At 72.9% G+C, this 21,543-nt stretch carries 20 protein-coding genes; 5 read left to right on the plus strand and 15 right to left on the minus strand.

Annotated elements, in window-relative coordinates; all coding sequences use genetic code 11:
• Window positions 1-4 precede the first annotated feature (4 nt).
• Together ACFO9I_RS20215 and ACFO9I_RS20220 are read right to left on the minus strand one after the other, a co-directional pair.
• Entirely contained in the window at window positions 5-520 is a 516-nt protein-coding gene (locus ACFO9I_RS20215; protein ID WP_379184185.1) for a hypothetical protein, read from the minus strand.
• An 11-nt stretch (window positions 521-531) separates the two neighbouring features.
• A complete protein-coding gene (locus ACFO9I_RS20220) occupies window positions 532-996 on the minus strand; it encodes a hypothetical protein (RefSeq protein WP_379184187.1) in 465 nt (154 codons plus the stop codon).
• A 160-nt stretch (window positions 997-1,156) separates the two neighbouring features.
• Between ACFO9I_RS20220 and ACFO9I_RS20225 the strand changes: the two genes are divergently transcribed.
• Together ACFO9I_RS20225 and ACFO9I_RS20230 are read left to right on the plus strand one after the other, a co-directional pair.
• Window positions 1,157-3,151 (plus strand): sensor histidine kinase, encoded by a 1,995-nt coding sequence (locus ACFO9I_RS20225; protein ID WP_379184189.1) that lies wholly within the window; start codon window positions 1,157-1,159, stop codon window positions 3,149-3,151.
• Window positions 3,148-3,810, plus strand: a complete 663-nt coding sequence (locus ACFO9I_RS20230; RefSeq protein WP_379184191.1) for a response regulator — start codon at window positions 3,148-3,150, stop codon at window positions 3,808-3,810. Before ACFO9I_RS20225 ends, ACFO9I_RS20230 begins: the two co-directional genes overlap by 4 nt.
• Window positions 3,811-3,844: 34 nt before the next feature.
• Here ACFO9I_RS20230 and serA read toward each other — a convergent pair whose 3' ends face one another.
• A complete protein-coding gene (gene serA / locus ACFO9I_RS20235) occupies window positions 3,845-5,431 on the minus strand; it encodes a phosphoglycerate dehydrogenase (RefSeq protein WP_379184193.1) in 1,587 nt (528 codons plus the stop codon).
• A gap of 195 nt (window positions 5,432-5,626) precedes the next feature.
• Here serA and ACFO9I_RS20240 point away from each other — a divergent pair, with 195 nt between their 5' ends.
• Window positions 5,627-7,279 (plus strand): ABC-F family ATP-binding cassette domain-containing protein, encoded by a 1,653-nt coding sequence (locus ACFO9I_RS20240; RefSeq protein ID WP_379184195.1) that lies wholly within the window; start codon window positions 5,627-5,629, stop codon window positions 7,277-7,279.
• 158 nt (window positions 7,280-7,437) lie between these two features.
• On the opposite strand, the gene efeB is transcribed toward ACFO9I_RS20240, so the two are convergent.
• From efeB to ACFO9I_RS20285, 9 genes are all read right to left on the minus strand, one after another.
• Entirely contained in the window at window positions 7,438-8,706 is a 1,269-nt protein-coding gene (gene efeB, locus ACFO9I_RS20245) for an iron uptake transporter deferrochelatase/peroxidase subunit (protein ID WP_379184197.1), read from the minus strand.
• A 2-nt stretch (window positions 8,707-8,708) separates the two neighbouring features.
• Complete coding sequence (gene efeO, locus ACFO9I_RS20250; protein WP_379184199.1) at window positions 8,709-9,869, minus strand: iron uptake system protein EfeO; 1,161 nt, start codon at window positions 9,867-9,869, stop codon at window positions 8,709-8,711.
• A 44-nt stretch (window positions 9,870-9,913) separates the two neighbouring features.
• A complete protein-coding gene (gene efeU / locus ACFO9I_RS20255; RefSeq protein WP_379184201.1) occupies window positions 9,914-10,792 on the minus strand; it encodes an iron uptake transporter permease EfeU in 879 nt (292 codons plus the stop codon).
• A 432-nt stretch (window positions 10,793-11,224) separates the two neighbouring features.
• Window positions 11,225-11,944: a DsbA family oxidoreductase gene (locus ACFO9I_RS20260; protein ID WP_379184203.1), complete on the minus strand. Its 720-nt coding sequence runs from the start codon at window positions 11,942-11,944 to the stop codon at window positions 11,225-11,227.
• A gap of 117 nt (window positions 11,945-12,061) precedes the next feature.
• Window positions 12,062-13,090: a ketol-acid reductoisomerase gene (gene ilvC, locus ACFO9I_RS20265; RefSeq protein ID WP_379184205.1), complete on the minus strand. Its 1,029-nt coding sequence runs from the start codon at window positions 13,088-13,090 to the stop codon at window positions 12,062-12,064.
• A gap of 51 nt (window positions 13,091-13,141) precedes the next feature.
• Window positions 13,142-13,684: an acetolactate synthase small subunit gene (gene ilvN, locus ACFO9I_RS20270; RefSeq protein ID WP_379184207.1), complete on the minus strand. Its 543-nt coding sequence runs from the start codon at window positions 13,682-13,684 to the stop codon at window positions 13,142-13,144.
• A 28-nt stretch (window positions 13,685-13,712) separates the two neighbouring features.
• The gene (locus ACFO9I_RS20275; protein ID WP_379184209.1) at window positions 13,713-15,479 is read right to left on the minus strand and encodes an acetolactate synthase large subunit; all 1,767 of its coding nucleotides are present in this window, start codon (window positions 15,477-15,479) and stop codon (window positions 13,713-13,715) included.
• 269 nt (window positions 15,480-15,748) lie between these two features.
• Window positions 15,749-16,414, minus strand: a complete 666-nt coding sequence (locus ACFO9I_RS20280; RefSeq protein ID WP_379184211.1) for a 4a-hydroxytetrahydrobiopterin dehydratase — start codon at window positions 16,412-16,414, stop codon at window positions 15,749-15,751.
• Window positions 16,411-16,827, minus strand: coding sequence for a VOC family protein (locus ACFO9I_RS20285; protein WP_379184213.1), 417 nt, complete (start codon window positions 16,825-16,827; stop codon window positions 16,411-16,413). Before ACFO9I_RS20285 ends, ACFO9I_RS20280 begins: the two co-directional genes overlap by 4 nt.
• Window positions 16,828-16,874: 47 nt before the next feature.
• Between ACFO9I_RS20285 and ACFO9I_RS20290 the strand changes: the two genes are divergently transcribed.
• On the plus strand, window positions 16,875-17,222 hold the full coding sequence (locus ACFO9I_RS20290; protein ID WP_379184215.1) for a UBP-type zinc finger domain-containing protein: 348 nt from the start codon (window positions 16,875-16,877) through the stop codon (window positions 17,220-17,222).
• Window positions 17,223-17,228: 6 nt separating this feature from the next.
• On the opposite strand, the gene ACFO9I_RS20295 is transcribed toward ACFO9I_RS20290, so the two are convergent.
• Window positions 17,229-18,215 carry a GlxA family transcriptional regulator gene (locus ACFO9I_RS20295; protein ID WP_379184217.1) on the minus strand — a complete coding sequence of 329 codons (987 nt, stop codon included), beginning with the start codon at window positions 18,213-18,215 and terminating at the stop codon, window positions 17,229-17,231.
• A 199-nt stretch (window positions 18,216-18,414) separates the two neighbouring features.
• Between ACFO9I_RS20295 and ACFO9I_RS20300 the strand changes: the two genes are divergently transcribed.
• Window positions 18,415-19,428, plus strand: coding sequence for a DMT family transporter (locus ACFO9I_RS20300; RefSeq protein WP_379184219.1), 1,014 nt, complete (start codon window positions 18,415-18,417; stop codon window positions 19,426-19,428).
• On the opposite strand, the gene ACFO9I_RS20305 is transcribed toward ACFO9I_RS20300, so the two are convergent.
• Together ACFO9I_RS20305 and ACFO9I_RS20310 are read right to left on the minus strand one after the other, a co-directional pair.
• Complete coding sequence (locus ACFO9I_RS20305) at window positions 19,314-20,531, minus strand: kynureninase (protein WP_379184221.1); 1,218 nt, start codon at window positions 20,529-20,531, stop codon at window positions 19,314-19,316. The genes ACFO9I_RS20300 and ACFO9I_RS20305 overlap by 115 nt on opposite strands.
• A complete protein-coding gene (locus ACFO9I_RS20310; protein WP_379184223.1) occupies window positions 20,524-21,510 on the minus strand; it encodes an FUSC family protein in 987 nt (328 codons plus the stop codon). Before ACFO9I_RS20310 ends, ACFO9I_RS20305 begins: the two co-directional genes overlap by 8 nt.
• Window positions 21,511-21,543 lie beyond the last annotated feature (33 nt).

The raw sequence follows: 21,543 nt of genomic DNA on the forward strand, positions 1-21,543 counted from the left end.
CGCCTCACGCGCAGGTGAACTGCTCGCGGTCGACGACCAGCTCACCGTGGGCGTTGAGCGTCACCTTGCCCGAGCCCCGCAACGTGTACGTCGACCCGTCGGTCCCGCGCAGGGTGCTGCGCAGCCGGAACTGCGCGACCCGCAGGAGGTCGTCGCCCTCCGGGGTGGTGCCCAGGAATATGCCGTCGACCTTCTCCCGGTAGGTGCCGGTGTAGGTCGGCAGTGCGGTGTCATCGGGGATCAGCTCGACCAGTCCGTCGACCGCCCCGTTGACGTGCACCTCGCCCGGCTGCTGGCCGCCCGGCGCGGTGACGGCGCGGTACCCCCCGTGCCGCACCTCGTGGAAGGTGCCGGCCCAGGGGACGCACAAGCCCTCCCCCGCGGCGAAGTGCTCGGCCGCGTCGTAGTCCTCCGGGACGAAGCCGTGCTCGGCACCGGCGGTGGCAGGGGCCGGGGTGCCGACGAGCGCTGAGACCGCGGCGGCTGCGGCGACGACGGAGAGCAGGGCGCGCTTCGACATGTCGATCCCCGTCAGCCGATGACGCAGAACAGCGCTGCGACGGACAGGGCGAGGGCGCCGACGACGGCCGCGCCTGCGCTGGTGGCGGACAGCGACCCGAGGCGGCGCCGGTGCTCCATCGCCAGGGCGACCGCGGTGGCGCCGAAGACCAGCGGCCAGCTCGACCAGAAGGCGACGACGGTGACGGCCGCGGCCACGGCGAGCCCGAGGGCGGTGCGCGACAGCCGCCGGGGTGATCCTGCCCGTGCCCAGAGGCCCAGCGAGACCGCGATCACCGCGGCGGCGAGGACGAAGCCGGCGTAGGCGAGCAGGTCGCTCGTCCCCACCCCACTGTCCGACCCGGAGTCGGCGTTGAGGTCGAACGCCTCGCCCGCGGCCATGGAGGTCGCGAAGACCGCGGCCCCGAAGGCCGAGGCCACCAGCGGATGGAGGACGTCCACGCCGTGCGAGTGGACGGTCGTTGCCGGTGTGGTCATTGGCTTGCTCCCTCTCCTGGGGTGTGGGACCCGGCCAGCACAGCACCGCGACCGCCGGGCCGGATGAGCCTCGAGACCCGGCCCGCCCGGGAGGGTCTCCCGGGTGTCCCGAGACCCCGGTCCCGGGACAGCACGGCCCTCGCGGGCGCACACTGCAGACATGTGGGCCGAGCGTCACGAGCGGTGGGTGCGGGCAGCCGGCTGGTCCCTGGCCGCCCTCGCCCTCCTGCTGCTCGCCACGGTGCCGTTCTCCATCTCCGGGGGCGTGTACACGCGGCCGGACGTGGTCGCCCCGGCGCCCGACGGATGGGTCGCCCCGGCCGTGGTCTCCTTCGCCCTCTCGGGAGCGGCGCTCATCCACCTGCGACCGCGCAACGCGATCGGCTGGCTGCTCGTCGGGTCCGCGCTCCTGCAGGTCGCCAACGTGGCCGCCGACGCCTACGCGACGCGCGCCCTCACCGACCCCGACGGCTCGCTGCCGCTCGGCCTGCCCGCTGCCTGGCTGGCGTCGTTCACGTGGTTCCCGTCGCTGCTGCTGCCGATCATCGTGCTGCCGCCGCTCTACCCCACCGGCCGACCGGCGTCACGGTTCTGGTCCTGGCACGTGCGCGTTGCGCTGCTGGGCATCGCCCTGGCCGTGCTGGCCGTCGCGACCGGGCCCGGCGGCGTCGACGACACCGTGCGCGGCACCGAGCTCCCCTGGGACGCACCCTCCTGGTGGATGTACGTCGTCGGCCCGCCGGCCGGCGCGCTGCTGATCGGGACCGCCGCGGTCACCATCGTCGGCACCCTGGTCCGCGTGGTGGGCGCCCGCGCACCCGAGCGGCAGCAGCTGCTGTGGCTGCTCGTCGTGGTCACCGCGATGCTCGCCACGGTCTTCAGCGAGTACCGCGTGCTGTTCGTGGTGTCGTACTGCCTGGTCCCCGTCGCCGTCGCGGTGGGGGTGCTGCGGTACCGGCTGCTGGGCATCGAGGTGGTGGTCCGCCGCACGCTGCTCTACGTCCCGCTCACGCTGCTCGTCGCCCTGGTCGTCGGGGGCCTCACCACGACCCTCGCCCGACTCGCACCCGACGGACCGCTGCCGCTGCTGGCCGCCTCCGCGGTCGTGGCGGTCCTGGTCATCCCGCTCGCGGCCCGGCTGCGGGTGCTGGTCGACAGGTTCGTGCGCGGACAGCAGGCGGACCCCCTCGCCGTCGTCGACCGACTGGGCGCCGGGCTGGCCGTCGAGCACGACGACCCGGTCGTCGCGATGCTCGAGGCCGTCGCATCCGCGGCCGGTGCGACGTACGCCGCGGTACGCGACGACGAGGGGCACCGGCTCGCGGCCGTCGGGGAGCAGACCGCGGTCACCCTCGACCTGCCGCTGCGCCACGGCGGCTCCGTCCTCGGCACGCTCTCGGTCGGCCCCCGACGCGGCGCGCGCGAGGTGGCGGACACCGACGCCCGGCTGCTGCTCGCGCTCGCGCCCCACCTCGCGGTCGTCGTCCGCTCGCAGCGGCTGACCGCTGACCTCGCACAGGAGCGGGCGCGCGTCACCGAGGCGACGCTGGCCGAGCGCGACCGCCTGCGCAGGGACCTGCACGACGGCCTCGGGCCCTCCCTGTCCGGCATCGCGCTGGGGCTGGAGGCGGCCGCCACCGCGCTGCGGAGCGACCCGGACGCGGTCGCCGAGCTGCTCGCCCGGACCCGGGACGAGTCCGAGGCAGCGGTGCGCGAGGTCCGGCGGGTCATCGACGGGCTGCGGCCGACGTCGCTCGACCTGCATGGCCTGGAGGGCGCCGTCCGCGACACGGCCTCCTCGCTCGGCATGGGCAGGCTCGGCGCCCCCTGCCTCGAGCTCTCCGCGGACCGGCTCCCGGCCCTGCCACCCGCCGTCGAGGAGGCCGCCTTCCGGATCCTCTCGGAGTCGCTCACCAACGTGGTGCGGCACGCGGACGCGCGGCGCTGCGCCGTACGCCTGGCCCGCGCCAACGGCGACCTGCGCCTGCTCGTGACCGACGACGGCCACGGCTTCGCCGCCGGGCCCGGCCCCGGGCACGGTCTCGACTCGATGCGGCGGCGGGCCGCGGACCTGGGCGGGACCCTCGAGGTGGGGCCGGCCCGTCCCCACGGGACCGTCGTCAGCGCCGTGCTGCCCCTGGCAGGGACGTCATGACCATCCGCGTGGTGCTGGCCGACGACCACCCGATGTACCGCTACGGCCTGACGGCGGTGCTGCAGCAGGCGGACTCGATCGACGTCGTGGCGGACGTCGGGGACGGCGCCGAGCTCGTGGTGCGCGTCCGCGAGCTGGAGCCGGACGTGGTCATCACCGACCTGTCGATGCCGGGCCTCGACGGCCTCCAGGTGACGCGCCGGTTGCTGGAGGCCAGCCCCGACCTGCCGATCCTGGTCCTGACCATGCACGAGGACGACGAGCACGTGTTCGCCGCGCTGCGCGCGGGTGCCCGCGGCTACCTGGTGAAGGGGTCGGACGGCGCGGAGATCGTGCGCGCCGTGGAGTCGGTCGCAGCGGGCGAGGCGGTCTACGGCGCGTCCGTCGCGCGGCGGATCGTCGCGTACCTGGGCGGCCCCGACCGCACCCCGGCCGCTCCCCCGACGCCGGCCTTCCCGCACCTCACGCCCCGCGAGCGCGAGGTCCTCGAGCTGCTGGCCGAGGGCTGCCGCAACCACGAGATCGCGCGGCGTCTCGGCATGTCGGAGAAGACCGTCCGCAACCACATCTCGCAGGTGCTCGCCAAGCTCCAGGTACCGGACCGCACCGCGGCCGCCCTGCGCGCCCGGGAGGCGGGGCTGCGCCCTCCGAGCGGGTGAGTGCCGGTTCGTCCAGAACGTGCCGGACCATCCGTCAGACCAGGTTGACCGCGCGCACCGACACGGCGTCGATGGCCTGCTGGATCTCGGCGAGTGCCTCGTGGGGGATGGCGGAGTCGACGGAAAGGGCGACGAGCGCCTGGCCACCCTTGGAGTCGCGGGCGACCTGCATGCCGGCGATGTTCACGCCAGCGTCGCCGAGGATCCCGCCGACCGTGCCGACCATGCCGGGCCGGTCGGAGTAGCGGAAGAACGCGAGGTGGTCGGTCGGCTCGATGTCGACGTCGAAGCCGTTCACCTCGACGAGCCGTTCCTTCTGGTTGATCCCGATCAGGGTGCCGCTCACCGAGACCTGTGACCCGTCGGCGAGCGTGCCGCGGATCGTGATCAGGTTGCGGTGGTCGGGGCTCTCCGGGTCAGCGACGAGGCGTACGGCGCAGCCGCGCTCGGCCGCGAGCAGCGGTGCGTTCACGTAGGAGACCTGCTCCTCGACGATGTCGGCGAACACTCCCTTGAGCGCGGCGAGCTCGAGCACCTTGACGTCGTAGTCGGTGATCTCGCCGCGGACCTCCACGTCGATCTGCTGGGCCACCTCCCCCGCCAGCCCGGTGAAGACCCGCCCCAGCTTCTCGGTCAGCGGGATGCCCGGCCGCACGTCCTCGGCGATCACGCCGCCCTGCACGTTGACGGCGTCGGGCACCAGCTCGCCGGCCAGCGCGAGCCGCACCGACCGGGCGACCGCGAGGCCGGCCTTCTCCTGCGCCTCGTCGGTGGAGGCGCCGAGGTGCGGCGTCGCGACGACGTTCTCGAGCTCGAACAGCGGGCTGTCGGTGCAGGGCTCCTGCGCGAAGACGTCGAGCCCGGCGGCCGCCACGCGGCCCTCCTTGAGCGCGGCGTAGAGCGCGGTCTCGTCGACGATGCCCCCGCGTGCGGCGTTCACGAGGACGAGGGAGCGCTTGACCTTCGCGAGCTGTTCGGCGCCGATCAGCCCGATCGTCTCGGGGGTCCTCGGCAGGTGCACCGACATGAAGTCGGCCTCGGCGAGCAGGGTGTCGAGGTCGACCAGGCGGACCCCCATCTGCGCGGCGCGGCCGGCCTGCACGTAGGGGTCGTGGGCCACGACCCTCATCCCGAAGGCCGAGAGCCGCTGGGCGACGAGGACGCCGATCCGGCCCAGCCCGACGATGCCCACGGTCTTCTCGTAGAGCTCGGTGCCGGTGTAGCGCGACCGCTTCCACTCACCGTGCCGCAGGGCCTGGTGCGCGGGCGAGATGTGCCGGGCCGCGGCCAGCATCAGCCCGACCGCGAGCTCGGCGGCCGAGACGATGTTGGAGGTGGGGGCGTTGACCACCATGACGCCGGCCTGGGTGGCCGATCGCACGTCGACGTTGTCGAGTCCCACGCCCGCGCGCGCCACGACCTTCAAGCGGGACGCGGCGGCCAGCGCCTCGGCATCGACCTTCGTCGCCGAGCGGACCAGGATCGCGTCGGCGTCGGCGATGGCGGGCAGCAGCTCGCCACGGTCCGCGCCGTCGCAGGAGCGGATCTCGAAGTCCGGGCCGAGCGCCTCGACGGTGGCCGGGCTCAGCTCCTCGGCGATGAGTACGACGGGCTTGGTCACAGCGGTGTCCTCGCTCCTGGAGGTACAGGTTGGCATGCACGACGCTGTGCGGCTTTCCACACTACCCGAGCGCACGTCGCGAAATCGGTTGTGTCCGCGCCCATCCTCGCCGCTACTCTTCCTCCGTGGACATCGCCTGACGACCTCGAGCCCTCCCGCCCGCGCGGGGCCCTTCTCGTCATACCTGGAGCGCCCATGTCCACCACTCTCACCATTGCCGGCCTCGACGTCTCGTTCGCCGCCCGCACGCTCTTCACCGGCCTCGACCTGGTCCTGGCCGACGGCTCGGTGACCGCCGTCGTCGGCCCCAACGGTGCCGGCAAGTCGACCCTGATGCGGACCATCGTCGGTGAGCTGCCGGTGGAGTCCGGCTCCATCAGGCTGGCCCCGCGCGACGCGACCGTCGGCTGGCTCCCGCAGGTGGTGCCCGACCCGACGGAGTCCCTCCTCGACTACGCCCGCCGGCGTACCGGCGTCGGGGCCGCCGACCGCGACCTCGAGCGCACCACCGCGGCCCTCGCGGCGGAGGAGCCCGGGGCCGACGAGGAGTACGCCGCGGCGCTGGACCGCTGGCTGGCGCTCGGTGCCGCGGACCTCGAGGACAGGCTGCCGCAGGTGGCCGCGTCCGTGGGTCTGGACGTCGCCCCGGACCGCCCCCTGGGCAGCCTCTCGGGCGGCCAGGCGGCCCGGGCGGCGTTGGTGGCCGTGCTGCTCAGCAGGTACGACGTGCTGCTGCTCGACGAGCCGACCAACGACCTCGACGCCCGCGGGCTCGCGCTCGTGGTGGACTTCGTGACCTCGCACCGCGGGCCGGTCCTGATCGCCAGCCACGACCGCGCGTTCCTGGACCGGGTCGCCACCGACGTCGTCGAGCTCGACCTTCCCCAGCAGCGGATCGGCCACTACACCGGCGGCTGGTCGGAGTACGCCGCCGCCCGCGAGCTGGTGCGTCGCCAGGCCCGGGAGGCCTACGAGACCTACGCCGGCCGCCGCGACGACCTGCTCTCCCAGGCCCGGCGCCGCGACGACTGGGCCGCCAAGGGTCGCCGCAACGTCGCCGGCGGGGACGAGCCGGACAAGCACATCAGGGAGAAGCACCGGGCCCGCGCGGACCGGCAGGGCGCCAAGGCGGCGCGGCTGAAGAAGGCCGTCGACCGCCTCGACGCGGTCGAGCAGCCCCGCAAGGAGTGGGAGCTGCGCTACTCGATCACGCCGGGACCGGACCCGGCGGCCGTGGTCGCCACGTTGGACGGCGCCGAGGTGGTCCGGGACGGCTTCCGGCTCGGACCGGTCGACCTGACCGTGGGACGCGGCGACCGGATCGCGATCGCGGGCGACAACGGCAGCGGCAAGACCACCCTGGTCAAGGCGCTGCTGGGCGACCTCCCGCTGTCCGCCGGCCGGCAGTCGCTCGGGACCCGGGTCCGGACCGGCGTCCTGGACCAGCGCCGGACGTTGCTCGACTCCGACGCGTCGGTGGTCGACGTCGTGCGCGCCGAGCTGGCGGGCCCCGACGGCCAGGGGCCGGGCCGCGGGGAGGTGCGCACGCTGCTGGCGAAGTTCGGCCTCGGCAGCGAGCACGTCGACCGCCCCGCCCGCACCCTGTCCATGGGTGAGCGGACCCGGGCGCTGATGGCGGTCTTCCAGGCGCGGGAGGTCAACGTGCTCGTCCTCGACGAGCCGACCAACCACCTCGACGTGGCCGCCATCGAGCAGCTGGAGTCGGCCCTCGCCGACTACCCGGGCACCCTGCTGGTGGTCAGCCACGACGAGGCGCTCGTCGAGTCGCTGGGGGTCACCCACCGCTGGCACGTCGACGCGGGCCGGGTGTCGGTCTCCCAGCCCTGACGTCGACCCGTCGCGAATTCACCTGCGAGAACGTCGACCCGTCGTGAATTCACGACGGGTCGACGCCCTGAGGCGTGAAGCTGCGACGGGTCGGCGCCCTGCGCCGTGAAGCTGCGACGGGTCGGCGCCCTGCGCCGTGAAGCTGCGACAGGTCGGCCTCAGGTGAAGAGCGCCTGGCCGACGTACTCCCCCGGCCGCGCGCCCGGCGGGACCGCGAACAGCGCGGAGCCGGAGACCTTGAGGTACTCCATCAGCGCGTCGACCTTCGCCATCTTCGTCTGCACCGGGATGAAGTGGGTCCGCGGGTCGCGCACGTAGGCGAGGAAGAACAGGCCGGCGTTGAGGCCGCCGAGCGCGTCGGTGCCGTCGACGAAGTTGTAGCCGCGGCGCAGCATCCGCACCCCGTCGTTGTGGTCGGGGTGCACGACGCTGACGTGGGAGTCGCGCGGGATGATCGGCCCGTCGCTCCCCGGCATCGAGAAGTCGGGCTCGCTGAACTCCTCACCCCCGGACAGGGGCGCACCGCTGGCCTTGGTGCGGCCCACGAACGCCTCCTGGTCACCGAGCGGCTGCCGGTCCCAGACCTCGATGGTCATGTTGATCCGGCGCGCGACGAGGTAGGAGCCACCGGCCAGCCAGTCGGCCGCCGCGTCGTCGCCGGCACCGACCCAGACGTGCTCGTCGAGCGCGTCGGACTCCTCCGCCTTGACGTTGGCGGTGCCGTCTTTGAAGCCGAACAGGTTGCGCGGCGTGGACTGGGCGGTCGAGGTGGTGGAGGTGCGCCCGAAGCCGAGCTGCGACCAGCGCACGGCGACCACGCCGAAGCCGATCCGGGCGAGGTTGCGGATCGCGTGCACGGCCACCTGCGGGTCGTCGGCGCACGCCTGGACGCACAGGTCGCCCCCCGAGCGCGCCGGGTCGAGGTTGTCACCCGGGAAGTGCGGCAGGTCGCGCAGCGCCTCGGGTTGCCGGTCAGCGAGGCCGAAGCGGTCCTTGCCGTCGGCGTCGCGGAACAGGCCGGGCCCGAAGCCGAACGTGATCGTCAGGCCGCCCGGGTCCAGACCGATCGCCTCGCCGGTGTCGTCGGGCGGCAGGTTCGCGGCACCCTCGACCGGCCCGATCTCACCGGCGGGCAGCCCCCGGGTCATCCGGTCCGCCGCCTCGGTCCAGGACTCGAGCAGCGCGATGAGCTGGGCCCGGGACCTCGTGGTGACGTCGAACGCGGCGAAGTGGAGGCGGTCCTGCGCGGGGGTGACGATGCCGGCCTGGTGCTCGCCACGGAAGGCGTACGCCGCGCCGGCACGGCCCGGCGTGCCGACGCTGTCGTCGGCGGTAGCCCGGCCGGCGACGAACGCGCCGGCCACGCCGACGGCGGCGGCGCCGCCCCCGACCAGGCCGCGGCGGGAGACGTTCAGCGGTCCGGACATGGTCAGCCGATGACCGCCGCGGTCAGGTGGGACAGCGGCTCTGCGAGGGCGTTGACCGCGTCGGCGAGCTGCTTGACCTCCTCCGGCGAGAGGTAGTCGTAGGTCCGGAAGCCGTCGCCCTCGCGCTGCGCGTCGAGCAGCTCCTGGAGCGCGTCGAAGCGCTCGTCGAGGGTCTCCTCGAGCTCGGGGTCGTTGCGCTCGAGGACGGGCTCGAGGACCTCGAACGCCTTCTTGGCGCCGTCGACGTTGGCCTGGAAGTCCCACAGGTCGGTGCGCGACCAGTACTCCTCCTCGCCGGTCACCTTGCCGGTCGCGACCTCCTCCATCAGCCCGCGGGAGCCGTTGGCGATCTGGTCGACGGTGAACTCCAGCTCACCGATGCGGCCGTCGAGGGTCTTGGTGTTGGCCAGGAGGTCGTCGGCGAAGACGGCGCGCTGCTTCATGGTCAGCGACTCGTACTTCTCGGCACGGGCCGGCCAGAGGTCCTTCTCGATGCGGTGCCAGCCGGTCCACTTCTGGCCGGGCTCGAGGTCGGCCTCGCGGGCGTCCATCTTCGGGTCGAGGTCACCGAAGGACTCGGCCACCGTCTCGATCCGCTCCCAGTGGGTGCGGACCTCCGGGTAGAGCGCCTTCGCGGTCCGGTCGTCCCCCGACTTGTACGCCGCGACGAACTTCGCCGTGCCGGCGAGCAGCTGGTCGGACTCGTCCTGGACGAACTCGCCGTACTCCTCCTGCGCCTTGTCGACCATGGCCTGCTCGTCGGCGGAGGTGTCGACCTTCTCCCCCGAGTCGGTGACGGTGAAGTCGGCCCGGATGCCGTCGCCCTTCATGCCGGGCTTGCACGCCGTCACGTAGGTGCCCGCGGCGGCGTTGACGACCAGCTGACGGGTGAGGTTCGGCCCGATGTTCTCCACCTCGCCGACGATGCGCTCGCCGTCCTCGTCGTACAGGTAGAACTCGGTGACCTTCGAGCCGTCGTTGGTGACGTCGAACGTCAGCTTGCCCGACGGGGCCTCGTCGACCGAGAGGTCGCAGGCGTCGTCGGTGGAGCTGACCGTGATCGTGCGGTCGTCGTCGCTCGCGGTGTCGGTGGAGCCGTTCTGGGTGCAGGCGGCCAGGGCGGGGACCGCCAGGAGGGCGGCCGTGAGCAGGGGAAGACGCATCGGGGTGAGGGTCCTTCAGGTGCGTGCGGTCAGGGCGGGGACGGTCAGTGGGCGACCGGGGCGGGCTGCGGCTGCTTCGCGGGCTGCGGCTGCGCCGAGCGGCGGCGTACGCCGAGGAAGAACAGGGTCATCGTCGGCACCGCGTAGAGCAGCCAGGCGACCGCCTCGAGCACCGTGGTGACCGGCGAGAAGTTGAAGACGCCCTTGAGGAGCGTGGCGTACCACGTGCCGGGGTCGATGGTGCCGGACACGTCGAACGCGATGGTGTTCAGGCCCGGCAGGATGCCGGCCTCCTGCAGGTCGTGGATGCCGTAGGACAGCACGCCGGCGGCGACCAGGATCAGGAACGCGCCGGTCCAGGTGAAGAAGCGGCTGAGGTTGATCGAGATCGCGCCGCGGTAGATGAGGTAGCCCAGCACGACGGCGGTGGCCAGCCCGAGCGCGGCACCGAGCAGCGGCTGCCAGGTGGCGGTCGCGGCACCGGCGGCCTCGCGGGTGCCGGCCTGGGTGGCCGCCCACAGGAAGAGCGCGGTCTCCAGGCCCTCGCGCCCGACGGCGAGGACGGCGACGAGCGCCAGAGACCAGCGGGTCCCGTCGGCGGCCCTGTCGATCTGGCCGCGCAGCTCCCCGCCCATGGCGCGGGCCGCCCGGGCCATCCAGAAGATCATCCAGGTCACGAAGCCGACGGCGACGATCGAGAGCGTGCCGCCGATGGCCTCCTGCGCCTCGAACGTGAGGCCGCGCGGACCCCAGGTGAGGAGCGCGCCGAACGCGAGGCTGACCGCGACCGCGAGCCCCACGCCGGCCCAGATGCGGGGCAGCAGGTGACGGCGGTCCGTCTTCACGAGGTAGGCGACGAGGATGCTCACGACGAGCGCGGCCTCGAGGCCCTCGCGAAGGCCGATCAGGTAGTTGGCGAGCACGGCGCTTTCCTTTGCAGGTGAGGCTGGGCTTACTTAGGTACGCCTAACCTTACAGCCGCCGCCCCGGTCCGCGGAACCCGCGTCCGGCCCCCGGTCCGCGCGAACTGGGTCACACTCCCCCGTCGAGTCGGCGCAAGCTCGCCGCAGCAAGAGGTCGAGTCGGCGCAAGCTCGCCGCAGAAAGAGGCCGAGTCGGCGCAAGCTCGCCGCAGAAAGAGGCCGAGTCGGCGCAAGCTCGCCGCAGCAAGAGGCCGAGTCGGCGCAAGCTCGCCGTGAAAAGAGGTCGAGTCGGCGCAAGCTCGCCGCAGCAAGAGGCCGAGTCGGCGCAAGCTCGCCGCGAAAAGAGGTCGAGTCGGCGCAAGCTCGCCGCAGAGAGAGGTCGAGTCGGCGCAAGCTCCTCACTCAGCGCGGAGCCGGCGCCGACCCGACAGGGTCAGACGGCGCAGCCGTCCGGGCCACAGGCGTCCCCACCGCCGACCAGGTCGAGGCCGGGCCGCGACTCGGCCCAGGCGCGCTCGAGGACGTGGTCGAACACCTCACCCGGCTGGGCCCCGGAGACGCCGTACTTCTCGTCGATGACGAAGAACGGCACGCCGGTGGCGCCGTAGGCCCGGGCCCGGGCGACGTCCGCCGCGACGGCCTCGGCGTACTCGTCGGTGGTCAGGACCTCCTTGACCCGGACCTCGTCGAGGCCGACGCCGGTGGCGACGGCGGCAAGGACCTCGTGGTCACCCACGTCGCGGGCGTCGAGGAAGTACGCCGCGAGCAGCGCCTCCTTCAGCTGCACCTGGAGGGCGGGACCGGCGGTCTCGAGTGCCAGGTGCAGCAGACGGTGCGCGTCCACGGTGTTGGTGTGCACGTTGTCGAAGAGCCGGAACGCCAGGCCCTCCTCGGCGGCGAGGTCGATAAGCTGCTGCTGCATCTGCCGCATCTCGGCCTCGCTGCGGCCGGACTTGCGGGCCAGCACGCCGGTCGTCAGCTCGTGGCCGTGGTGCGGCGCCGAGGGGTCGAGCTCGAACGAGCGGTAGACCACCTCGACCCGGTCGGCCGCAGCCGGGTCCGACTCCGCGAGCCGGGCCAGAGCACCCTCCAGCCGGCGCTTGCCGACGTAGCACCACGGACAGACGACGTCACTCCAGATCTCGATGCGCATACGTGGTGGAACGTTCAACCATCCCGGTCTTGTTCCTGAAATGCGATAGTCCGGCACGTTCCTGACATGCAGGAACGTGCCGGACTATCCGTCAAGAACGTGCCGGACTATCCGTCGTCAGCGGGCGGAGGTGCCCTCGACGTAGTCGGAGTCGTGGCTCTTCACCCACGACATCAGCTTGCGCAGCTCGCGACCGGTCTTCTCGATCGGGTGCTGCTCGGCCTGCTCGCGGAACTTCTTGAACTCCGGCGAGCCCGCCTCCTGGTCGTCGATGAAGCGCTTGGCGAAGGAGCCGTTCTTGATGTCCTCGAGGACACCCTTCATGTTCTCCTTGACGTGCTCGTCGATGACCCGGGGGCCGGAGACGTAGTCGCCGTACTCCGCGGTGTCGGAGACCGACCAGCGCTGCTTGGCGATGCCGCCCTCGTACATCAGGTCGACGATCAGCTTGAGCTCGTGCAGGCACTCGAAGTAGGCGACCTCGGGCTGGTAGCCGGCCTCGGTGAGCACCTCGAAGCCGTACATCACCAGCTGGCTGGCGCCACCGCACAGCACGGCCTGCTCGCCGAACAGGTCGGTCTCGGTCTCCTCGGTGAAGGTGGTCTTGATGCCGCCCGCGCGCAGGCCGCCGATCGCCTTGGCGTAGGACAGCGCGAGGTCCCAGGCCCGGCCCGAGGCGTCCTTCTCGACCGCGACCAGCACCGGCACGCCGCGCCCGTCGACGTACTCGCGCCGGACCAGGTGGCCGGGGCCCTTCGGCGCGACCATGAAGACGTCCACGCCCTCGGGCGGGGTGATGTAGCCGAAGCGGATGTTGAACCCGTGGCCGAACACCAGGGTGTCGCCCTCGGCGAGCTGCGGGGCGATCTCCTCGGCGTACAGCTTCCGCTGGTGCTGGTCGGGCGCCAGGATCACGATGACGTCGGCCTCCTCGGCCGCCTCCGCCGGCGTGAGCACGCGCAGGCCCTCGGCCTCCGCCTTCGCCCGGCTCTTCGACCCCGGCTGCAGGCCGACCCGGACGTCGACGCCCGAGTCGCGCAGCGACAGGGCGTGGGCGTGGCCCTGGCTGCCGTAGCCGATGACGGCCACGTTCTTGCCCTGGATCAGGGCGAGGTCGGCGTCGTCGTCGTAGAACATCTCAGCCACTGGGGCTCTCCTTCTGGGTTGTCTTCTGTGTACGTCGGGTGGTGCTGGTGGTCAGCCGGTGGCCGCCGGCGGCGCGGGGATCGGGACGGGGCGCAGCGTCCGCTCGCTGATGGACCGGGAGCCGCGGCCGATGGCGACCATGCCGGACTGGACGAGCTCGCGGATGCCGAAGGGCTCCACGACCTTCAGGAACGACGCGAGCTTGTCGCCGTTGCCGGTCACCTCGATCGTGATCGCGTCGGTCGCGACGTCGACGACCCGGGCCTTGAACAGGCCGACGGCGTCGAGGACCTGGCCGCGGGTGTCCGCGTCGGCCCGGACCTTGACCAGGAGCAGCTCGCGGTTGACCGAGGCGGTCCCGTCGAGCTCGACGATCTTGATCACCTCGACCAGCTTGTTCAGCTGCTTGGTCACCTGCTCGAGCGGGGACTCCTCGACGTTGACCACGATGGTCATCCGGGAGACCTCGTCGTGCTCGGTCGGGCCCACGGCCAGCGAGTCGATGTTGAAGCCGCGGCGGCTGAACAGGCCCGCGATCCGGGCCAGGACGCCCGGCTTGTTCTCGACCAGGACGCTCAGGGTGTGCTTGCTCATCGACGTCCTCCGTTGCTGCGTCGCTCACTCACGGGTTCCGGACCTCCCAGTCGTCCTCGACGTCGTCGAACTTCGGCGCCATGTCGCGGGCGTACTTGATGTCGTCGTTGCTGGTGCCGGCGGCCACCATCGGCCACACCATCGCGTCGCGGTGGACCCGGAAGTCCACGACGACGGGGACGTCGTCGATCTCCATCGCCTTGGCGATGGTCGCGTCGACGTCGGCCGGGCTGTCGCACGAGAGCCCCACGCAGCCGTAGGCCTCGGCGAGCTTCACGAAGTCGGGGATCCGCTTGGAGTGCAGGTCGGTGTTGGAGTAGCGCTCGTTGTAGAAGAGCGTCTGCCACTGACGCACCATGCCGAGCGACTCGTTGTTGATCACCGCGACCTTGATCGGGATGTCGTTGATCGCACAGGTGGCCAGCTCCTGGTTGGTCATCTGGAAACAGCCGTCGCCGTCGATCGCCCACACCGTGGTGTCCGGGCAGCCGACCTTCGCACCCATGGCGGCGGGCACGGAGTAGCCCATGGTGCCGAGACCGCCGGAGTTGAGCCAGGTGTTCGGCTTCTCGTAGCCGATGAAGTGCGCGGCCCACATCTGGTGCTGGCCGACGCCGGAGGTGTAGATCGCGTCCGGGCCGGCGATCCTGCCCAGCCGCTCGATGACGTACTGCGGCGCGAGGCTGCCGTCGGCGGGCTCGTCGTACCCCAGCGGGTAGCGCTGCTTGATCCCGGCCAGGAACTCGACCCAGGCCTCGTAGTCGCCGGTGTGCCCGGCGTCGGCCTCGGCCTTGAGCGCCACCAGCAGGTCGCTGATCACCTCGCGGCAGTCGCCGACGATCGGGACGTCGGCGATGCGGTTCTTGCCGATCTCGGCGGGGTCGATGTCGGCATGGACGACCTTGGCACCGGGGGCGAACGAGTCGAGGTTGCCGGTGACCCGGTCGTCGAAGCGCGCCCCGAGGCTGATGATCAGGTCGCTGCGCTGGAGGCCGGCCACCGCCGCGACGGTGCCGTGCATCCCGGGCATGCCGAGGTGCTGGGGGTGGCTGTCGGGGAACGCGCCCCGCGCCATCAGCGTGGTGACCACGGGCATGCCGGTGAACTCCGCGAGCACCTTCAGCTCGCGCGACGCCCCGGCCCTGATCGTGCCGCCGCCCACGTAGAGCACCGGCCGCCTGGCCTCGAGGATCAGCTTGGCCGCCTCGCGGATCTGCTTGGAGTGCGGCCGCGTGACGGGACGGTAGCCGGGCAGGTTCAGCTCGGTCGGCCAGCGGAACGACGTGGCGGCCTGGAGGGCCGACTTCGCCACGTCCACGAGCACCGGGCCGGGCCGCCCGGTCGAGGCGAGGTAGAACGCCTCGGCCACCGTCCGGGGGATCTCGGCGGGGTCGGTCACCAGGAAGTTGTGCTTGGTGATGGGCATCGTGATGCCCCGGATGTCGGCCTCCTGGAACGCGTCGGTGCCGATCATCGACGCGCCGACCTGGCCGGTGACCGCCACCATCGGGACCGAGTCCATGTGCGCGTCGGCCAGCGGCGTCACCAGGTTGGTCGCGCCCGGGCCGGAGGTGGCCATGCAGACGCCCACCTTGCCGGTGGCGGCGGCGTACCCCTGGGCGGCGTGGCCGGCCCCCTGCTCGTGGCGCACGAGGATGTGGCGGATCGCCCGGGAGTCCATCAGGGGGTCGTACGCCGGGAGGATCGCGCCGCCCGGGATGCCGAAGATGTTCTCGGCACCGGCCGCCTCCAGCGACTTGATCAGGCTCTGCGCGCCCGTGATCTGCTCGCTCATCTGGTGCTTCCTCGTCCTCACTGTCTGCGATCTCGCCCGTCCGGGCCCCGGCCAACAAAAAACCCCTCGGCCGTTGGGCAACGAGGGGTCGACGCGCGTGCTGTGGTCGGTGGACTCAGCTCACGCGTCGCGTGCGTACAAGAATCTGCTGGCGCATGCGAGCACGGTAGCCGTCGGGCCTCGTGTCCGTCATCCGAGTCTGTCAGGCGTCCCACTATCTGGTACGCCGGTCCCGGGTTCCGAGACGCTCAGGCGGCTGAGGTGGACCCTCAGCCGCGTCCCTCCGGCGTGCACACGCAGGCCCGGTTGCCCTCCGCGTCGGCGAGCACCCAGAACGCCGGCGCCTCCTCGTCAGAGACCATCGTGCCGCCGGCCGCGAGCGCCGCGTCGATGCGCGCCTGCGCCTGCTCGATCGGCACGATGACGTCGAGGTGCCACCGCTGCCGGGGGGTGTCGTGGGCGTCGGTCTCCTGGGTCCAGACCGTCGGCAGCCGGCCGTCGCGGTCGAGGATCTCGCGACCGGGGAAGGACCGGCTGTCGTCGAAGCCGAGCAGCGCACGCCAGAACGGGAGCACCGCGTCGCGGTCGGCCGTGTCGAGGCCGAGCTCGAGGGTGGAGATCCTGTCGGGCGCTGCCGGCACGCCCTGCGCCGCCGCGAGCTCGCTGATCCGGCGGGCGAGCCGCAGGTCGCGGTCGGTCACACCGCCCACGTCGTGGCTGACCAGCTTCACGGCGAGGAACGGGTAGCGCAGGTCGAGGTCGGGATGGTGGTCGGCCTCCTCGGCCGCCGCCGCGATGGCGTCGGCGAGGGCGATGCCGGTCGCGAAGTCGCCGGTCGCGAACCGGGCGTGCAGCCCGCCGACCAGCCAGCGCCAGTCGTCGAGGCCGGCCTCCTTGACCTCGGCGTACCTGCGGATCGTCCTGTCGTCGCTCACGGCAGCACCTCCTGTCCGATCGGGCCTGGGTTGACGGCGATCTCCCAGCGGAAGCCGTCGGGGTCGCCGAAGTAGCCGGTGTAGCCGCCCCAGTCGCGCCGGACCGCCGCGGTGACGGGGTCGGCCCCGGCCGCGCGGGCGGTCTCGAGGACGGCGTCGGCCTCCTCCTCGGTGCGCACGTTGTGGGACAGGGTGATCGGCACGAGCCCCTCGCCCCGGCGGATCGGGCCGACCTCGGCCTCGAAGCCGCTCTCGCTCCACAACGAGAGCACGACGTGCTCCCCCACCTTGATCATCAGCACCTCCCCCGGGACGTCGAGCGCCGGCGTCCACCCGAGGCCCTCGACGTAGAAGGCGCGGGTCGCGTCGAGGTCGCGCACAGCCAGGGTCACGAAGCTGATCCGCTGGTCCATGGCGACACTGTGACACAGGCCACCGACATGCCCCTACGCTCGTGAGGGTGAGCCACGACGACATCGACCCGACCGTGCCGCCCTCCGGGACCGGATGCGTGGAGTGCGACGCCGGCGGCGGCTGGTGGGTCCATCTCCGGCGCTGCGCGCGGTGCGGCCACGTCGGCTGCTGCGACAGCTCGCCGGCGCAGCACGCCACCGCCCACTACCGCGCGACCGGGCACGCGGTCGTCACCAGCTTCGAGCCGGGCGAGGACTGGTTCTGGGACTACGCCCGGGAGAAGGGGGTCGTCGGCGTCGCGCTGGCGCCACCGACGTCGCACCCCGAGGACCAGCCGGCGCCGGGTCCGCGCGGCCGGGTCCCCGCGGACTGGCGGGACCACGTGCACGGCTGAGTGTCGCTACCCCGCCGTGATGCGCTCGAGCTCGGGGTGGGCGTCGCGCGAGAACGTCGCACGGTAGTCCCGCGGCGAGGTTCCCAGCGAGCGCTGGAAGTGGCTGCGCAGCGTGACCGCCGACCCGAAGCCGCTGCGGTGCGCGACGACCTCGACCGGCAGGTCGGTGGTCTCCAGCAGCCGCTGGGCCAGCAGCGTGCGCTGCTGCAGCAGCCACTGGTGGGCACTGGTGCCGGTTCGCTGGCGGAACTGGCGGGTGAAGGTGCGCCGGCTCATCACGGCCCGGTCGGCGAGGTCCTCGACCCCGAGGGGCTCGTCGAGGTGCTCGAGCGCCCAGCGCATGGCGACGGCCAGCCCGTCGTCGTCGCGCACGGCGGGGACGGGTACGTCGACGTACTGCGCCTGGCCACCCGACCGGTGCGGCGGCACCACCATCCGCCGGGCGACCGCGTTGGCCACCTCGGCACCGCTCAGGCTGCGCAGCAGGTGCAGGCACAGGTCGATCGCCGCGGCGGTGCCGGCCGAGGTGAGCACGTCCCCCTCGTCGACGTAGAGCACCTTCGGCTCCACCCGCACGAGCGGGTACCTCGTGGCCAGCTCGTCGGCGTACCGCCAGTGGGTCGTGGCCCGGCGCCCGTCGAGCAGCCCCGCCTCGGCGAGGACGAACGCTCCCCCGCACAGCCCGGCGATCCTCGCCCCGCGGGCGTGCGCGCGGCGCAGCGCGGCCAGCAGCCGGGCGGGCGGGGCCTCGCCGGCGAGCCGCCCCCACCACGGGACGATGACGATCTCGGCGTCCTCGAGGACCTCGAGGCCGTACGGCGTCTGCAGCGTGACCCCGCTGCTGGTCTGCAGCGGGCCACGCTCGGCCCGCGCCACCAGCACCTCGTGGCGCGGCAACCCCATGTCGCTGCGGTCGGCGCCGAGCACCTCGCAGGGCACGGACAGGTGGAACAGCGGGGTCCGGTCCATGGCGACCACGGCGATCCTGGCCATCGGGCCTCCTTTCGTCGGCCCCAGCCTAGGGACCGGACGTCGCCGTCACCACGGCCCGCGGGCCATCTGTCGCTCGGTTCGGGCCACACGCGCATCGATGGCCCGAATCTGGCGAACCCTGTCCTGCGGGCCACTGTCGACTGGCCCCGGCCGGTCGCACGCTGGGCGGGTCAGATCCACCCGTCCGGAAGGTCCTCAGATGCCCAACCCCCGCTCCCTCGGCGCCGTTGCCGCGGTCGTCACGACCCTGACCTGGGGTGGTCAGTTCGTCGTCGCCGCCTCGGCCTTCGACCAGGTCGACCCCGTCTGGCAGACGGCCATCCGGTACGGCTCGGCCGGTCTCGTCCTGCTCGTCCTGCTCGCCGCCGTGGAGGGGCGTACGGCGTTCGCCCGCGACGCGCAGCTCCCCCGCGTGGCGGTGCTCGGCACCATCGGCTTCGCCGGCTTCAACCTGCTCGCCTTCGTCGGTCTCACGATGACGACCCCGCAGGCGGCGTCCCTGATCGTCTCGACGATGCCGCTCATCACGGCGTTCGTGCTGTGGGCCCGTACCGGCGTCGTACCTCGGCCGGCCACCTGGTGGACCAGCGCCGTCGCCCTCCTCGGCGTGGCGCTCGTGCTCGGCGACGGGCACGTCGGGCGGGTGCTGCACGGCGGCGTCGGGTGGGGCGAGCTCCTGGTGCTCCTCGGTGCCACCTCGTGGGTCGTCTACACGACGGGGGCGGCGACGGTGCCCGGCTGGTCGCCGCTGCGCTACACCGCGCTGAGCGCCAGCGCCGGCAGCGTGGTGATCATCGCGATCGCGGTCGCCCTCAGCGCCGTCGGCGTGCTGCACGCGCCGGCCCCCGTCGACGTGGCGGCCGTGGGGTGGCAGCTCGCCTACATCACGCTCGCGGCCGGGGTCGTGGCCGTGCTCTGCTGGAACCACGCCATGCGCGCGCTCGGCGCCCAGGACGGCGTCCTGTTCATCAACCTGGTGCCCGTGACGACGTTCGCGCTCCAGGCGCTGCGCGGCGACTCACCCCACCCCGGGGAGCTGCTCGGCGTCGCGGTCACCCTGGCCGCGCTGGTCGCCAGCAACCTGCTCGCCCGGCGGGCTCAGCCCACCTCGGCCACCAGCACCTCGCGGACGGCCTCGAGCCCGCGGCGTACCTCCTCGAAGGAGGTCGAGAGCGGCGAGAGCCCGATCCTGAGCCCGTCCGGGTCCCGGTAGTCCGGGATCACGTCGCGCTGCCACAGCGTCGCGGTCACCTCGCGCATCCGCGGGTGGTTCAGCGTCACGTGGCCACCGCGTCGCTTCGGGTCCCGGGGCGAGGCGAGCGTGACGCCGGCCGGCGCGAGCAGCTCGTCGGCCACCGCGACGGCGTACTCGGTCAGGGCCACCGACTTGTCCCGGACCGCGGGCATCCCCACCTCGTCGACGAGCGCCAGCATGTCCTGCACGGCGAGCATCCCCAGGATCGGCGGCGTCCCGGACAGGAAGCGCCTGATCCCGTCCGCGGGTGCGTACTCGGGGCCCATCAGGAACGGGTCGGCGGCACCCATCCAGCCCTGGATCGGCTGGGTGAGGTCGGCGAGGTGGCGCTCGGCGACGTAGACGAAGGCCGGCGAGCCGGGTCCGCCGTTGAGGTACTTGTAGGTGCAGCCCACGGCGAGGTCCACCTCGGCCGTGTCGAGCTGCAGCGGCACCGATCCGACCGAGTGGCTGAGGTCCCACAGCACGAGCGCGCCGGCGTCGTGGGCGATGCGGGTCAGCTCGGGCAGGTCGGCGAGCCAGGCCGAGCGGTAGGCCACGTGGCTGAGCAGCACCAGCGCCGTCTGCGCTCCGACGGCCCCCGCGAGCTGCTCGGCGGTCACGCCGGCGGTCGGGTCCGCGTCGATCCAGCGCAGCCGGACACCGCACTCGCGCTCGAGGCCCTGGGCCAGGAAGCGGTCGGTCGGGAAGTTGTCGCGGTCCACGACGACCTCGGTGCGTCCCGGCCGTGCCGCGAGGGCCGCGCGCATGGCCTTGTAGAGCAGCACGGTCGTGGAGTCGCCGATCGTGGTCTGGCCGGGACCCGCACCGAGGCAGGTCCGCCCGAGCTCGTCCCCGATCGCGAGGGGCAGCTCGAACCACCGCTCGTCCCACCCGCGGATCAGCCGGCCGCCCCACTCCTCCTCCACGAAGCGGGCCAGCCGCGGCCCGGTCACCCGCAGCGGACGGCCCAGCGAGTTGCCGTCGAAGTAGACCAGCGGCGCCTCCGCACCGACGAAGTGGTCACGGTACGACGCCAGCGGGTCGTCGCGGTCGAGCTGCTCGGCCATGGGATCAGTCACGCGCCATGTCTACCGGACCCGGTGCCTCCCGGGCCGGCCGACGCGTCAGCCAGCCGACGCCGAGCCCGATCACGACGCCGATGACCGTCTCGACGCCGCGGTCCCAGAGCAGGGTGCCGGCAGGGGTCGGCGCGACGACGTGCACCATCAGCAGCGCCAGCGGGGTGACCGCCACCAGCGCCAGCGCGTAGTTGCGGCCGACGAGCAGCTCCGCGGCGACCTGGAGCAGCACGATCACGCCGATGAGCACCAGCCCGCGGGGGTCGAGCGCGAACAGCACTGCCGCGACGGCGAGCCCCAGCCCGGTGCCGACGACGCGGTGCAGGCCGCGGGAGGCCTGGTGGCCGAGGTCGCGAGCCGCCAGCGGCACGACCGCGGAGACCATCGCCCAGTACGGGTGCCCGATCCCGGCCGCCGTCGCGATCGTCCCGGCGAGCAGCACCGCGAGAGCGTTGCGCAGCGCGTGCCGGCGCGCGACCTCGGCGTACCCGCTGCGTCGTACGGCGGGGCGTGGCGCGGCAGGCTCGGTGCGGGCCCGGCGCCACCAGCCCCCCGCCGCGCCGACGAGCACGGAGAAGGCCGCGGAGGAGCCCGCGACGGCCACCGCCGCGAGCACGTCGACGGGAGCGCTCGGGAGCGAGGCGCACGCCGCGAACGCGAACACCAGGAACAGCGGCCCGGGCGGGTGCCAGTCCTGGGCGTCGGAGACGAGGGACCCGCCGGCCGCCACCAGTGCCGTTGCGGGCACCGCCAGCCAGGCTCGGTGCGGCGAGAGGCCCACGACGACACCGGCCGCGGTCGCCGCGGTGAGCAGCACCGCCAGCGTGGCCTGCATACGGGTCCGCGACAGCTGCAGGTGGTTGCGCCCGTAGAGCGAGGTGAACGCGCCGAACGCCGCGTAGATCGACCACTCCTGCCGGCCGACGGCCCACAGGGCCAGCAGCGGGACGAGGACGCTGACGCCGGCCCGCAGGGCCACCCGGTGGGCGCCGGCGTGGGGGCCGACCGCGAG

This window comes from Nocardioides sp. GCM10023255, from assembly GCF_042653125.1.
Taxonomy (GTDB): domain Bacteria; phylum Actinomycetota; class Actinomycetes; order Propionibacteriales; family Nocardioidaceae; genus Nocardioides.